The organism is Oceanobacillus sp. FSL H7-0719 (genome assembly GCF_045040795.1).
Lineage (GTDB): Bacteria > Bacillota > Bacilli > Bacillales > Amphibacillaceae > Oceanobacillus.
Window position 1 is genome coordinate 3,112,032 of sequence record NZ_CP150301.1, and the last position, 13,425, is coordinate 3,125,456.

Below are 13,425 nucleotides of genomic sequence, written 5' to 3' on the forward strand. Positions count from 1 at the left end.
TTCTCATCGCCTGTATTCTTCGGGACTGAGCTTGAACTGTCTCATAGAGTGTCTGTCATCGCCCGTCTCCTTTCTAATTGGGTTTGAACTGTCTCATAGAATGCTTCTCATCGCCCGTCTTCTTCCTGATTGGGTTTGAACTGTCTCATAGAGTGCTTCTTATCGCCTGTATTCTTCGGGACTGAGCTTGAACTGTCTCATAGAATGTCTGTCATCGCCCGCAATCTTCGCAATTGAGCTTAAACAGGCGTAGAGTCGGTTTCTTCTTTGCCTGAAATACCAACCTCTAAGTCCATTCGATAGTTGACCTGCCTTCTGAATCTTTTAAATAGCATTATTCATAATACGTCCACCTGCGCTCGCCGCGTTTTTGAAAGTTTGAGTTTAAAATTCTACTTATTGTTTTCGGGCTGATCTTCATCCCACACCAATCTGAAATAATAGTTGTAGTAACTTTTTCTTGGGGAAATAAAATCTTAAACTCCTGTATGTTTCTTAAAACAGCAATTGTGACTGATTCCTTGGTTCCACAAATATCGCAGGAGCAAGTTCTATTATGGATAGTAATAGAAGATGAATGGCATTCATGACAGAATATCCCTTTCGATAAATGATGATAATCATAGGAGGGTAGCTTTTTGAAGGGAGAAACTTCCTTGTTCATCTCTAGTATCTTTTCCGCGAGCAATTTATCTCTTTTTGTTAATGTTGAAGTAGATCCATTTAACGTTTCTATAAAACGACTAATCTGGGGGGGGAAAATAATAGGTTTATCTAAAGGGGCTTGATATAGCATGAAGCCGGGATTGATGAAAACAATTGAAGATTTAATTTCAGGGGTGAATCCAGCACTGAGAAGCAATTGCCGTAAAAGGGATTCACTTCTGCCAAGCTGATGTAGTGGGTTAATAATTTCAAAATTAGGTTTCTTAAAAAGTTTCTCAGACTGGTAATAGTAATCTCCAGTATAGTTTTTCACTTCAAATAAGTAAACTTTATTGTGTAGAATAATAAGAGTATCAATTTGGAAAGTATTATTATTGATTTCAAATAACAAATCATTTAATATCAGGCATTCACATTCCACTGTATTAGTGAAACTATCAAATAAACTTTCACCTTCATACCCCTTTTTCAAATTGAATAAATACTGTTTTTCCGCTTGTAACAATTCCATTCGCTTGTCTAAAACCTCAAGGATAATTAATTCATGTGGCTTAGCCCGAGATTTATTCAGTTAAATCACTTCCCTTTTAAAGTATTTAGAATTTAAAACCAATTATAGCATAATTATTAATTTGCTAATAGAATGTTGGATAAGGAGGAAGAAAAACTGGCGCAACATTCAGCATTTTCCTTAACAATTAAATTAGTGTAAAATAAAAATACATTGAAAACTTAAACAAAAAGGCACTACTCTCAAAAAACAGAGTGAGAAGAAAAAGTATGGGATTGCAGGATGGCTCAACAACAAGTCATAAAGTTACCTAATCATACTAAACTAAAGGAGAGGAACAATGAATATTGGTTTAATTGGTGCAGGTGCGATTGCTAATTTTCTATTAGACAAGCTGAATCACCACCAGCATCATAAATTAACAATTACAAGTATCTATGTACGGAACAGAGAAAAGTATCAGTACCTTGAATCAAAGTATGACGTGATATTATATACAGATCTTCAAGCATTCCTAAACTCGGAAATTGATGTTGTTGTGGAAGCTGCGGATGCCACTGCAGTGAAAAACCTGCTGCCGGAAGTTATTAAGAAAAAGGACAGTGTGCTGATTAGCGTCGGTGCGCTGGCAGATGAGGGGTTATTGACTGAAATAAATCAGCTTGCAAATGAATATAATCATGAAATACACTTGCCATCCGGTGCAATTGGCGGCTTGGACTTAATTCAAAATGCGAATGCGCTTGGTGCGGTGGAAACGGTAGTATTAACTACTCGCAAACCTGCCAGCTCTTTAATTGAGGAAAAAGTAATAAAAGAAAAAATCGTATTTGAAGGAAAAGCAGCAGATGCAATTAAGCAATTCCCGAAAAACGTGAACGTATCTATTATCCTGTCACTTGCAGGAATAGGGATAGAAAAAACGAGTGTACGCCTGATAGCTGATCCGAACATCGATAAAAACATTCACCAAGTAGAAGTTGAGGGCGAGTTTGGCGAAGCCTTGTTTACGATTAAAAATAATCCGCTGCCAGAAAATCCAAAGACAAGCTATTTGGCTGCGATGAGTATTTTAGGCACGTTAGAAAGAATTAAAGGTAGAATGAGGATTGGTGGCTAAAGCAAAGGGTTAAAGAAAGCACAGGTGACTTTCAAGTGGACGAAAAAGAAATTATAAGATGGATTAAAGAAGATAAATGGATGATGGATATTTTACTTGCTGCAAGAACATTAAATCTGCCTGACTGGTGGATTTGCGCTGGATTTGTCCGTTCCAAGATATGGGATACCTTGCATTAATTCGATGAAAGAACACCACTTTCTGATATTGATGTGATTTACTATGATCCAGAAAATCTGGAGGAACAAGAAGAAAAAGTATTTGAAGAAAAACTGAGGACGCTTATACCTGAGATTCCCTGGTCTGTAAAGAATGAAGCGAGAATGCACATATATAGCAAGATGGACCCGTATTTATCTTCAGTTGATGCAATTTCAAAATTTCCCGAAACAGTAACAGCTTTGGGAGTGAAAATAGATGATACAGGAGACTTGATATTAACTGTACCTTGTGGAATTACTGATGTTCTAAATATGGAAGTGCGGCCAACTGCATATTTTAAAGAGGATAACCAACGCGTGAAGATATACAGAGACCGTGTAATTCATAAAGATTGGAAGTCAACTTGGCATAAATTAAAAATATGTTAATTGAACCTTGTAAGCATATGCTGGACTGCACACACTCCAAACATATTGAATTGGTGTCTAAATCGCCTCTAAGAAATAATACAAATTAGGTGGTGTAACGGTGGACGAAAAATATAATGATCTCATTGGTGATATGTTAAAAGGCAATAACTACGAGTATGAAAAAGACTTGCCGGGAAAAGGCAAACCTTTACCAAAGGAATATTCACAGAAAGATACCTTTCAACATTTTCAAAAGATAGCCAAAGAAGCTGGATATATGCCGCCATGGCTAAAGTTGCAGAAAGAAATCGGTGTTTTACTGCAAAACGCAAAAACTGAAAAAGATGTTGAAGAAATTAACGTGAAGATAAGAGAACACAATCGTATTTGTCCGACCCAAATGCAAAAAAACCTTGTCAGCTTGGCAAACCTGGAAGTGGCAAGAAAAAGGTGGTAAGCAAAAAGTTGCTGTCTTAAAAGCAATTAGCAGAAATCAGCAGGGAAGAATAAAAAGTTAATAGATATAGAAAATCCGTTTTGAAATGGGCATTTCTTCTATTAAATTGATGCACTTCTTTTTTGCATATGTTAAGGTGATTTTATAGGAAAATGAAGTTTACGCAACTTTATTACAACGAGGAGGCTGTAAAATGAGTGTTTATCTGGCTGTTGCGCTTATCATCATCGTTTATTTACTATTCAGGGTTGTATCGTTGGAAAGTCGTGTTAAACAACTGCAAAGTAAATTGAAGCTGATGAAGAATCAACCAGTTGCAAGTGAAGTTGATCATGAATTGCGAGATTTAATTAAAGAAGGAAAAGATATAAAAGCAGTTAAAGAAGCGAGAGAAGTATTAGGCCTTTCGCTGTTAGAAGGCAAAGAATATATTGATCGATTGAAACAATCGATGAATTAGATAGGACAGGGAAATCCATTTTAAACATTATTGGTTTAAGATGGATTTTTAATTAGCTCAGCATAATTAATCCTATGATTGCCCAGACAGCATTAAGAAAAAGAAAGAGAGAGCTGCATATGACCAAAAATAACTTTGCCGAACCTTTATTTAGTAATAGGGCGAAGAATAAACTAAGTAAAGCGTAAAGTGAAGGAAGAAAGACTGCAAAAATTCCCGTCTGACCGAAAGTTACTAATTCAAAAAAATCTATCTTTATATTGTTGGCTTGCATGGTTACCCATGGAATAATACTGATAATTGCTAGTATATAAGAGATAATCAAATAGATTGTACGCATATGGAACACCGCTTTTCATTTTTTATCTTAATAAGGTTTCATAGCCTTCTCCTTCAGAAAAATAAAGCAATGATTATTACATGAATTTTAACACTTGTGCAATAGCTTGTATATTTATTTTAATAGAATGAATTAAATAAAAAAGAGTTGGACTCCAGAAACACCGTATTTATTAAAGGAGGGGAGAGTGCAGAGTGATAATAAGGGAACTAAAAAACAATGAAGAATTGCCAATAGACTTATTGCTGATGGCAGACCCATCTGAAAAACTGATCAGAGAATATGTTGCAAGGGGAAGTTGCTTTGTTGCAGAGGACCATGACCTTATTCTAGGCATCTATGTGATCGTACCGACAAGGCCGGAAACAATAGAAATTATAAATGTTGCAGTGAATGAGAAATACCAGGGGAAGGGTTATGGAAAGAAACTCGTGCTTCATGCAATTGAGACGGCGAGGAATGCTGGGTATAGAACAATTGAAATTGGCACAGGCAATTCAGGAGTCACGCAGTTGGCGCTCTATCAAAAATGTGGTTTTAGAATGACATCGATTGACCAAAACTTCTTCATCCGGCATTATGAAGAACCAATTTTTGAGAATGGTATTCAAGTAATTGATATGGTTCGGCTTTCACAGGATTTAAATAAAGAGTAACTCGTTTCCAATATGGACAGCCCGATATTAATATGAATACAAAAACTAGGTGCGTATTTGAAAGAAATCAATGGGTAAAGCGAATAGTAATCTGATAAATACTTAACTGAAAAACCGAAGTCCAGCGAATACTGGACTTCGGTTTTTGAAAATCATCATCAAATAGCAATTACACCGATAAACACAGCGATAATCAAAAGCACAATGCTGATTCCCCACATCCAGAACAAGGAGTAACGGATATGTTTCCCCATTTCAAGACCTGCTAACCCAAGTGCAAGCCAAAGTGCTGGGGAAAATGGACTGACAAATGTACCCACTATGTTACCGATAATCATGGAATAAGCGGTAGACAATGAATCAATGCCAAACCCTGTAGCGATTTGTTCTACTACTGGAAGGAGGGCAAAGTAATAAGCATCTGTACTTAATAACAAGTCGAATGGCACACCGAGGAACCCGATGATAAGATGCAAATATGGCGCAATAAATGCTGGTATGATTGTTACGAGATCAGAAGCAATAGAATAAAGCATTCCTGTTTCTGTTAAAATTCCCAGAAACGACCCTGCGGCCAGAATAATCGTCGCCATTGTGAGAGCGCCTGGTGCATGTTCACGTATACGGTCGGATTGCTGTTTTATATCAGGATAATTCAGTGGCAATGCGATACTAAGTCCAATCATAAATGCAAAGCCTGCAGGGATAACTCCCCAAACGAGCACACCGATTACAGAAATAAAAAGAATCGCATTTATCCAGATTAGTTTTGGTCTTGCTAATGACACTTCTTCTTTAGATTTATCAGAGTCACCATTCACCTTGTCTACGGCTGCCGCAGCTTCTTCCGCACTAACCAAACCGTGATGTTTGCTGATTCTATGTTTTTCTCTCAATCCCAGAAACACAGCTAAAACAATCATTAAAACGATGCCAATAATCTGAATAGGAATTAGTGGTCGCCACAATTCGGTAACGTCGACATCTAATACGGACGCTGTTCGCCCTAAAGGCCCTGCCCAAGGAACCATATTCATGATACTTGCACTTCCGCCAATTAAAAGTAAAAGTAAATAGGGGCTCATTTTCAAATGTTTATATAGCGGAAGGAGTGCAGGAATTGTAATCAAAAATGTAGATGCTCCGGCACCATCCAAATGTGCAATAGCCGCGATAATGACTGTCCCAACGCTGACTGTAATAACGTTGCCCTTTGTTAGCTTTATCAAGTTGCGAATTAATGGATCAAATAACCCAGCATCTTGCATAACACCAAAGAACAGAATCGCAAAGATAAACATGATTGCGACATTCATAACTGTTAAAATACCTGCTGAGAAAAACTCCCCTATTTCAGCAAATTCAAAGCCTGCGATGAGAGCGGCAATAAGCGGCACGAGCACCATGGCTACAACCGGTGTTACCTTGTTTGTAATTAATAGCAGTACGATAATTATAATAGTTAAAAATCCAATTATGCTCAAACTCATGTATTTTCCCCCTTGACTACACGTTACCTACTTTCGTTGATACATTGGTTCTCCCATTGTAAGCGCTAGCAAATAGATGTATCGACACGTGTATTTGTCTTTTAGAAAAGGTAACATAAGCCAAAATAGAAATAAATATTGTTCGCATAAATGAAATAACTTATATATCACTCATTTTGTTCATAAGTTTCACGCGGATAATATTTCCGCTCAGGACGGCCAACTGTTCCGTATTTAAGTTTTGTCTTTATTTTTTTAATGCTGACGAGATACTCTAAATAACGGCGGGCTGTGGACCGGCTGGTTCCTATTTGCTTACTGAGTTCTACTGCAGTTATCCCTTCAGTGAATTCAGGCTGCAATAACATCGTAATTTCATTTAATGTGATGGCATCAATCCCTTTAGGCAAATGCTTACTATTCGTTTTAGTGGATTTCGGTAAAACATATGCATCAATTTCCTCTTGTGTTAGTTCCTCGGCAGAGGCAAGAAATTGACGTTTTTCTTTGTATTTGTTGAGTGTGCGTTGGAACCATTCAATGTCTGCTGGTTTTATAATGTAGTCAAATACGCCGCCCCGCACGGATTCCTGAACAGTTTTCACTTCATTCGCTGCAGTGATGATGATAATATCAACTTCTTTATATGTACTGCGGATTTTCCAAAACAAATCCATTCCTTCTACATCAGGAATATAAATATCTAAAAGGATTACATCAGGAACCTTTTCGCATTCCTGAAGAAAGGTTAATGCTTCTTTTCCTGTCTTTACAGCAGCACTGACTGTGAAATCTTCTATTCTATCAATAAATTGCCGATGAATATCGGCAATGCGAAAATCGTCTTCAACAATTAAAACATGATACGCTTCATTCATCTGCATGTACCCCCTTTTTTGGTATAATCATTACAAAGCAGGCTCCTCCCATATCTCCCTCTTCAAGCAAAATTTGCCCGTTAATACGCCGAATTGTCTGTGAGGATAGCGCAAGACCAATTCCTCGATTGGAACCATTCTTCGTTGAAAATCCTTGGCTAAAAATATATGGTATATCCGTTTCGGGGATACCTGGACCAGAGTCTTCAATCTCAATGATGATATCCTCACCAATGTCTGTAAATAGAATAGATACATTGCGCTGGTCGGCTGCTTGGTTTTTTACAGCTTCAATTGCATTTTCAATTAAATTTCCAAGGACCGTTAAAAGAACATCTTTTTCATCCTCAGAAAAACGATAGGATAATTGGCTATCTGGGTGAAGAGTCATATGGACGCCAAGTTCATTAGCCTGATTAAATTTCCCTTGCAAAATAGCATGAATGATTGGGTCAGTAAAATGATTGGTCAGGAATTGCTCCCATTTTTCTCTTATTTCACTATTCCTTTTAATAAAGTCAACAGCCTCTTCATATTGATTTAGCTGCAGGAAACCAAGAATCGTATAAAGCTTATTGGAAAACTCATGTGTTTGTGCCCTCTGTGCATTTGCATATTGTTTTACCCTGGATAACTCATGAATAACTCCTTCTAATTCTGTCTTGTCACGAAATGTCAGTACAGTCCCAATAAGCGTATTGTCACGATACATTGGAGTTTGGTTAACGAGCAATACATTTTCACCAAGCACCATTTCTCTGTCATACATGTGTTTACCATGCTCAAACATATGAAAAATAGTTGAATGAGGAAACATGGATTGAATTGGTTTACCAATATAATTATTTTGGTTTACGATTTTTTTTAATAATAGCTGCTGCGCCGAAAGGTTTATCATTGTGATTACACCATTATTATCTATCGCGACAATTCCTTCGTGGGTCGACTGTAAGATAGATTCCTTTTCAATCATAAGGTTGGATATCTCTTCCGGCTCTAAATTGGATAGCTGCTTCTTAATATAATGGGAAATAAAGATGGCTCCAATGATGCCAATTAAAATAATGATAAAAAGTGTGAGCAAGAGCTTGTAATTTTGCGCTGTAATAATATCCTGTATATTTTCATTCAAAAAACCGACAGATACAACACCAGTAATCTCTCCTTCTTCTGAGTGCACAGGAGCTTTTCCGCGAATGGACAGGCCGAGTGATCCCTCCGCAATGGATACATAGGACTCTCCATGGAACAAAGCCCGATTATTATCTGCGCCAATCATCTTTTTGCCAATTTTCTCTGTATCGGGATGAGAGTAGCGGATGCTGTCTGTATTTCCTACAACGATAAATTCAGCTTCTATTTTTTCCTGGATGGGCATTACGATGTTCTGGATGACTGCCGCAGGGTCTTCCAACAGAAAGGCTTGTTTTACTTCAGGAATATTTGCGACACTTTCAGCTACACTTAGTGCCCGTCTGCCTATCTGATCCTCTGTTGTATTTGAAACAAATGAATGGAGGAAAAAAGCAAAGACGATAAAGATTCCAATAATCAATGTGCTGATCAGGGAAACCATTTTTGCCTTTAGATTAAATTTGATTTTAGTTTGTTGTGTATTTTTCCGAAGGATTTTATCCATTATTCTTACTCCATATGTTTAAATTATTAAAGAGCTGAATTTTATATTTTGAATATATGCTAGATTATACAGTAGTTTAATCTTCATCTCTATTTGTTCAATTATTTTAAAAAAGCCTGCTCTCTTTCAAATAAAGGCAGAGTGAGGAGGTATTCATTTTTAATCATCCGAAAACTCCTCTTCAACAAACCCATACGTATAACAATCAATCTCCAATTCAACCCCTATTTTCAGGGAGAACTCCATTAACTCCTTTTCAATGACATAACTCGGATTCATACCGTTGAAGACGTTCACGACCATACACAAGCGGGGCTCAATATGCAGTTCGTTGTTCAAAGCGTTGATGATATCAGTCTTGTCTTTAAACGTATTAACAATTTTCCGCACTAGTTTTTCAGATTCATATGTTGCAACCTCACCAGTACTGTATTTCCACTTGGTGGAATGATGTTGGCGTATTTTTTTGCCATCATGTGTTACCCATTCCCCACGTTTGTTTGTATCTGTTGGAAATATTCCTAATCTATCTGTTACTCTTGCCAATGAAAAATCCCAATTTCCTTCATGTTTATCGAAAGAAAGATATACTTCTACAGTGGTTTTTTCGTCCATCGCTTTTCCTCCAGATTTTTGTGGCATTTGTTTCACTTTTCAAATACTTGGTACATAATATTATAAACTACAAATAAGGAAAGGTGGCTTACGATGAGGAAAGATAAAATAAAAGTAATTCCCTATTCTCCCGGTTTTGTTGAACAAATAATGAAGATGTGGCGTAACAGCAAGGAGCGGGCTATTGGTCAGAAAGAGATTCATAGTTTTCGTAATCATATGATCTAAATCATATCTTACAAGAAATGTTTCAAATAGACTGAGCCTGATAAGGAAGAAGATAGTTGGAATAATCGTGTATAGTGAAAGTGAAATAAACCAGCTTTATATTCAAACAAATTTTCAAAGAAGCGGTATTGGAAAATTACTGCTGGATTAGGAAAAAAGGAAATCAAGTAGCAGATTAACCTTATTTACTTTTGAAGTAAATAAAAAGGCTCAGCATTTTTATGAAAAGAATGGCTTTAAGGGAATCGGGAGAGGCCATGAGAATGAAGAGAACTTGCTGGATATACAATATGAATGGGTTTTTAACGGACAATAATCACTTGCAATTTTTTAAAAATTAGATATACTAATGGAAATATTTCAATCGATGATGAGGATAGTAGTTTGAGAAAGGAGAATTTAGCGATTTAGGGATGGTGAAAGCCTAAACCTCCTGCTCAAGGCGAAGCGCACCTCTGAGATATTTGCCTGAATTTAGTAGGGCAAATCGGGGAAGCCCCGTTATCAATCATGAGCAGACTGTTTATGTCTAAAAGAGTGGTACCACGGGAATACCTCGTCTCTTCAAAAGAGATGAGGTTTTTTGCTTTTTTTAAAAAGAATGGGGGCTGGGAAAGTGACTTTTTTCATACGTAAAATGCAAAAAGAAGATATCGCTAAGGTGCAGAATGTAGCATTGAAAAGCTGGAATACAACCTATGAAGGAATAATACCTGCTGAGATTCAGAAGAATTTCCTGAATGTGGCATATAGTGATGAAATGATGGAAAGGCGCTTAAACAATTCTTTATTGCTTGTTGCGGAAGTAAGCCGGAAAATTGTCGGGTTTGCTAATTATTCACCGGTAAATGGCAATGGAAAGGCTGAGTTGGGTGCAATCTATATTTATCCGGAATACCAGGGAAAGGGAATTGGCACTGCTTTATTGCGAGAAGGGATAGAACGATTAAATGGAGTCAAAGAAATTTACATTAATGTCGAGCAGAAAAACAAGTTAGGAAAAACCTTCTATGAAGCGAAGGGCTTTACAGTAGTTGATATCTTCGATGATGACTTTGATGGGCATATCTTAAAAACAGTGCGGATGGTGTTGAAAGCCTAAGGGCTACCACTATTCCCCCTGTAAATGAGACAAAAGAAACCTTTGCCGGTCTCATTCGTATTACTTACTAAAGCAGGTCAGAAGTTATGGAGGCATGTGAATGAGTAAAGGGAAGAGGAGAGCGGTCTGGAGCTTGTTACTGCTTGTTATTTTATTTACGGCATGTGTGGATGATGCTACAGAACAATCAGCTGAAGAGCTTGCTCTGCATATTATTGATTTACTGCGCGCTGGAGAGTATCAAACTGTCTATGAGGAATATTTCACGAACGATTTACGAGCGTCCCTGGCTCAAGAGGAACTTGAGAAAGAATGGGAGCAGCTTATTGAAACGGGTGGAGAATTTGTTGAAGTTCAATCACTGCAATTGAAAAAGCACGGAGAAAACTTAGAAATTATTGAGGGAGAAGTGGTTTATACAGATGCAGCTGCTGATATTAGAATGATTTTTAATGAAAACCGCCATTTAAGCGGGCTAAATTTATCTGATGTTGTCGCTGACGCCAATCTTCCTGCCTCTATCATAGAAGAAGAGATCATTATTGGGGAAGGTACAGATTATGAGCTTGGCGGAACACTTACGCTTCCAAAGGGAAATCAGAAGAATCTTCCGGCAGTTGTCCTGGTCCAGGGTTCAGGTCCCAGTGACCGGGATGAGACTGTTTTTGCCTATAAACCTTTCCGTGATATTGCTTGGGGTTTAGCAGAACAGGGGATTGCAGTAATTCGTTATGATAAAAGAACATTTACGCATGCAGAAAAAATGGTACAAGCAAGTCTTAAGCTGACTGTATTTGAGGAAACCATTGAAGATGCAATTTTAGCTGCAGAACTGGTGAAAAAGGATGAGCGAATAGATGACAGTAATGTGTTTCTAATCGGGCATAGTCTAGGAGGTATGCTTGCGCCACGGATGGATGCCCAAGGCGGAGATTACAGAGGTATGATTATCCTTGCCGGTTCACCACGTTCGTTATGGGAAATCGTTTATGATCAAAATAAAGCTGTATTGAAAAGAAGCAAAATGGATGAAGAGGAGAAGGAGAAACAAGAGCAGCTTATTGAAGAAGAATATGAAAAGGCGAAGCAATTACAGAATCTGTCAGATAAGGAAACACAAGAAATGACTGTTTTTGGTGTGAATGGCTATTATCTAAAAGAAATGGACCAGTATGATGCAGCAGCAATTCTTTTAAAACATGATAAGCCTGTACTCCTTCTCCAGGGAGAGGACGACTTTCAGGTATATCATGAAAAGGATTTTGCGCTTTGGAAAACTCTATTAAAGGGACGGGAAAATACAGCCTTTGTCAGCTACCCTAATCTGAATCATTTTTTTGTGGATTACGATGGACCGAATAAGGGAACAGTTGCAGAGTATGAAACTGCAAATGAGGTCGATAATCAGGTGATAAAGGATATTGGAGTATGGATTTTAGAAAATAAAGAGGAGAAGTGATATTTATGAAAAGGTTTCAATGGATTGGATTGTTGCTGGCTGCTGTATTGGTTTTGTTAGCAGGCTGTACTCAAGAGGAGGATTCGGCTGATGGCGGTGCAGCAGAACAGGAAAATACCGAAGTGGAAACAGATACAAAAGATGAGGCTGTGGCTGACAGCCAAGGGAATGAAGAACAAATGGAGATGGCTAAGACCTTCATTGAACAGTTGAATGAAGGAAAGTTTGAAGGAGCAACAGAAAAGTTTGATGAAACGATGAATGAGCAAGTGACTGCTGCAGATTTAGAGGGAATTTGGAAAGACCTGAACAGCCAAATTGGTAATTTCATTGAGCAGGAATTTAATAAAGTAGAAGAGGCTGATGGCTACCAGGTTGTACTCATTACCGGTATATTCAATGATGCAGATGTAACATTCCAAGTGACTTTTGATGAAAATCAGCAAATTGCCGGGTTTTATGTGCAATAGATAGCCTGGAAGTTCAATTACTTTAATTAAACGAACTTTTTTTGTATGATGAATATCGTATAAGGAGGAGTTACATAATGATTCAAACAGACATAAAAACATACAGAACATCTGAATACGATATTGATGAAATGTTTCTTAATCGCTGGTCACCACGATCATTTTCAGAAAAGGAAGTTCCAGAAGATACTGTGCTCGCTTTATTTGAGGCTGCACACTGGGCACCTTCTGCATTCAATTTTCAGCCCTGGAGATTTATTATTGCCCAAACAGTTGAAGAAAGAGAAGTTTTCCATTCTTTCATTAATGAGTTTAATTTAAATTGGTGTGAGAAAGCACCAGTATTATCATTAATTCTTTCTAAAAAAGTAAATGATGATGGAAAAGCTTTTCGCTCACACTCATTTGACACTGGAGCGGCATGGGGATACCTTGCATTACAGGCGAATAAAAAAGGCCTTGTTACACATCCAATGACAGGCTTTGATTTTGATAAAGCAAGAGAAGCTCTTGAAATCCCTGAAGATTGCCATATTGAAGCACTTGTTGCAATTGGCTATCAGGATGATAAGGAAAAACTATCTGAATTGCTTCAGGAGCGGGAACAGCCGAATAACCGCAAGCCTCTAGGTGATTTTATCTTTAATGGCAAATTTGGAGAAAAGTAAATAAGACATTGAATAAGAGGGAAGAGCACTTTCTGAAATGGTATGTTTTCCAGTATACTGTTTAGAAAGTGCTTTTTTACTTTTAGATAAGATT

14 protein-coding genes, 1 pseudogene and 1 other annotated feature are annotated in these 13,425 nt (G+C 37.5%); of the genes and pseudogenes, 10 read left to right on the plus strand and 5 right to left on the minus strand.

What is annotated here, in order from left to right; genetic code table 11:
- Nucleotides 1–334: 334 nt before the first annotated feature.
- Nucleotides 335–1,177, minus strand: a complete 843-nt coding sequence (locus tag NST93_RS15895) for a nuclease-related domain-containing protein (protein ID WP_405098692.1) — start codon at nt 1,175–1,177, stop codon at nt 335–337.
- Nucleotides 1,178–1,517: 340 nt separating this feature from the next.
- On the opposite strand from NST93_RS15895, the gene nadX reads away from it, so the two are divergent.
- The 5 genes and pseudogenes from nadX to NST93_RS15920 all read left to right on the plus strand — a co-directional run bounded on the left by nadX (nt 1,518) and on the right by NST93_RS15920 (nt 4,782).
- The gene (gene nadX, locus NST93_RS15900) at nt 1,518–2,297 is read left to right on the plus strand and encodes an aspartate dehydrogenase (RefSeq protein ID WP_405098694.1); all 780 of its coding nucleotides are present in this window, start codon (nt 1,518–1,520) and stop codon (nt 2,295–2,297) included.
- An 80-nt stretch (nt 2,298–2,377) separates the two neighbouring features.
- Nucleotides 2,378–2,887, plus strand: a pseudogene (locus NST93_RS15905) (nucleotidyltransferase family protein).
- A gap of 100 nt (nt 2,888–2,987) precedes the next feature.
- A complete protein-coding gene (locus NST93_RS15910; protein WP_405098696.1) occupies nt 2,988–3,326 on the plus strand; it encodes a DnaJ family domain-containing protein in 339 nt (112 codons plus the stop codon).
- A 193-nt stretch (nt 3,327–3,519) separates the two neighbouring features.
- Complete coding sequence (locus tag NST93_RS15915) at nt 3,520–3,786, plus strand: hypothetical protein (RefSeq protein WP_405098698.1); 267 nt, start codon at nt 3,520–3,522, stop codon at nt 3,784–3,786.
- A 534-nt stretch (nt 3,787–4,320) separates the two neighbouring features.
- Nucleotides 4,321–4,782 carry a GNAT family N-acetyltransferase gene (locus tag NST93_RS15920; protein ID WP_405098700.1) on the plus strand — a complete coding sequence of 154 codons (462 nt, stop codon included), beginning with the start codon at nt 4,321–4,323 and terminating at the stop codon, nt 4,780–4,782.
- A gap of 158 nt (nt 4,783–4,940) precedes the next feature.
- Here NST93_RS15920 and NST93_RS15925 read toward each other — a convergent pair whose 3' ends face one another.
- The 4 genes from NST93_RS15925 to NST93_RS15940 form a co-directional block, all read right to left on the minus strand.
- Nucleotides 4,941–6,272, minus strand: a complete 1,332-nt coding sequence (locus NST93_RS15925; RefSeq protein ID WP_405098701.1) for a CitMHS family transporter — start codon at nt 6,270–6,272, stop codon at nt 4,941–4,943.
- Between the two features lie 167 nt (nt 6,273–6,439).
- Nucleotides 6,440–7,150 (minus strand): response regulator, encoded by a 711-nt coding sequence (locus tag NST93_RS15930; protein WP_405098703.1) that lies wholly within the window; start codon nt 7,148–7,150, stop codon nt 6,440–6,442.
- Nucleotides 7,143–8,789: an ATP-binding protein gene (locus NST93_RS15935; RefSeq protein ID WP_405098705.1), complete on the minus strand. Its 1,647-nt coding sequence runs from the start codon at nt 8,787–8,789 to the stop codon at nt 7,143–7,145. The genes NST93_RS15930 and NST93_RS15935 overlap by 8 nt, the downstream gene beginning before the upstream one ends.
- Before the next feature lie 159 nt (nt 8,790–8,948).
- Nucleotides 8,949–9,404: a DUF4279 domain-containing protein gene (locus NST93_RS15940; protein WP_405098707.1), complete on the minus strand. Its 456-nt coding sequence runs from the start codon at nt 9,402–9,404 to the stop codon at nt 8,949–8,951.
- 93 nt (nt 9,405–9,497) lie between these two features.
- Between NST93_RS15940 and NST93_RS15945 the strand changes: the two genes are divergently transcribed.
- The 5 genes from NST93_RS15945 (at nt 9,498) to NST93_RS15965 (ending at nt 13,331) form a co-directional block, all read left to right on the plus strand.
- The gene (locus NST93_RS15945; protein WP_405098709.1) at nt 9,498–9,632 is read left to right on the plus strand and encodes a hypothetical protein; all 135 of its coding nucleotides are present in this window, start codon (nt 9,498–9,500) and stop codon (nt 9,630–9,632) included.
- Between the two features lie 358 nt (nt 9,633–9,990).
- Nucleotides 9,991–10,199: a binding site (T-box leader), on the plus strand.
- Nucleotides 10,200–10,248: 49 nt separating this feature from the next.
- Nucleotides 10,249–10,734, plus strand: coding sequence for a GNAT family N-acetyltransferase (locus tag NST93_RS15950; protein ID WP_405098711.1), 486 nt, complete (start codon nt 10,249–10,251; stop codon nt 10,732–10,734).
- Nucleotides 10,735–10,834: 100 nt separating this feature from the next.
- Nucleotides 10,835–12,193, plus strand: coding sequence for a DUF3887 domain-containing protein (locus NST93_RS15955; protein ID WP_405098713.1), 1,359 nt, complete (start codon nt 10,835–10,837; stop codon nt 12,191–12,193).
- A gap of 5 nt (nt 12,194–12,198) precedes the next feature.
- Nucleotides 12,199–12,663, plus strand: a complete 465-nt coding sequence (locus NST93_RS15960) for a DUF3887 domain-containing protein (RefSeq protein WP_405098715.1) — start codon at nt 12,199–12,201, stop codon at nt 12,661–12,663.
- A gap of 77 nt (nt 12,664–12,740) precedes the next feature.
- Nucleotides 12,741–13,331 carry a nitroreductase family protein gene (locus NST93_RS15965; RefSeq protein WP_405098717.1) on the plus strand — a complete coding sequence of 197 codons (591 nt, stop codon included), beginning with the start codon at nt 12,741–12,743 and terminating at the stop codon, nt 13,329–13,331.
- Nucleotides 13,332–13,425 lie beyond the last annotated feature (94 nt).

Bases quoted from the DNA above. Each gene is read 5' to 3' on its own strand.
- NST93_RS15895 (WP_405098692.1), bottom strand. From the start codon at position 1,177: ATGGAATTGTTACAAGCGGAAAAACAGTATTTATTCAATTTGAAAAAG.
- nadX (WP_405098694.1), top strand. From the start codon at position 1,518: ATGAATATTGGTTTAATTGGTGCAGGTGCGATTGCTAATTTTCTATTA.
- NST93_RS15915 (WP_405098698.1), top strand. From the start codon at position 3,520: ATGAGTGTTTATCTGGCTGTTGCGCTTATCATCATCGTTTATTTACTA.
- NST93_RS15925 (WP_405098701.1), bottom strand. From the start codon at position 6,272: ATGAGTTTGAGCATAATTGGATTTTTAACTATTATAATTATCGTACTG.
- NST93_RS15930 (WP_405098703.1), bottom strand. From the start codon at position 7,150: ATGAATGAAGCGTATCATGTTTTAATTGTTGAAGACGATTTTCGCATT.
- NST93_RS15935 (WP_405098705.1), bottom strand. From the start codon at position 8,789: ATGGATAAAATCCTTCGGAAAAATACACAACAAACTAAAATCAAATTT.
- NST93_RS15940 (WP_405098707.1), bottom strand. From the start codon at position 9,404: ATGGACGAAAAAACCACTGTAGAAGTATATCTTTCTTTCGATAAACAT.
- NST93_RS15945 (WP_405098709.1), top strand. From the start codon at position 9,498: ATGAGGAAAGATAAAATAAAAGTAATTCCCTATTCTCCCGGTTTTGTT.
- NST93_RS15955 (WP_405098713.1), top strand. From the start codon at position 10,835: ATGAGTAAAGGGAAGAGGAGAGCGGTCTGGAGCTTGTTACTGCTTGTT.
- NST93_RS15960 (WP_405098715.1), top strand. From the start codon at position 12,199: ATGAAAAGGTTTCAATGGATTGGATTGTTGCTGGCTGCTGTATTGGTT.
- NST93_RS15965 (WP_405098717.1), top strand. From the start codon at position 12,741: ATGATTCAAACAGACATAAAAACATACAGAACATCTGAATACGATATT.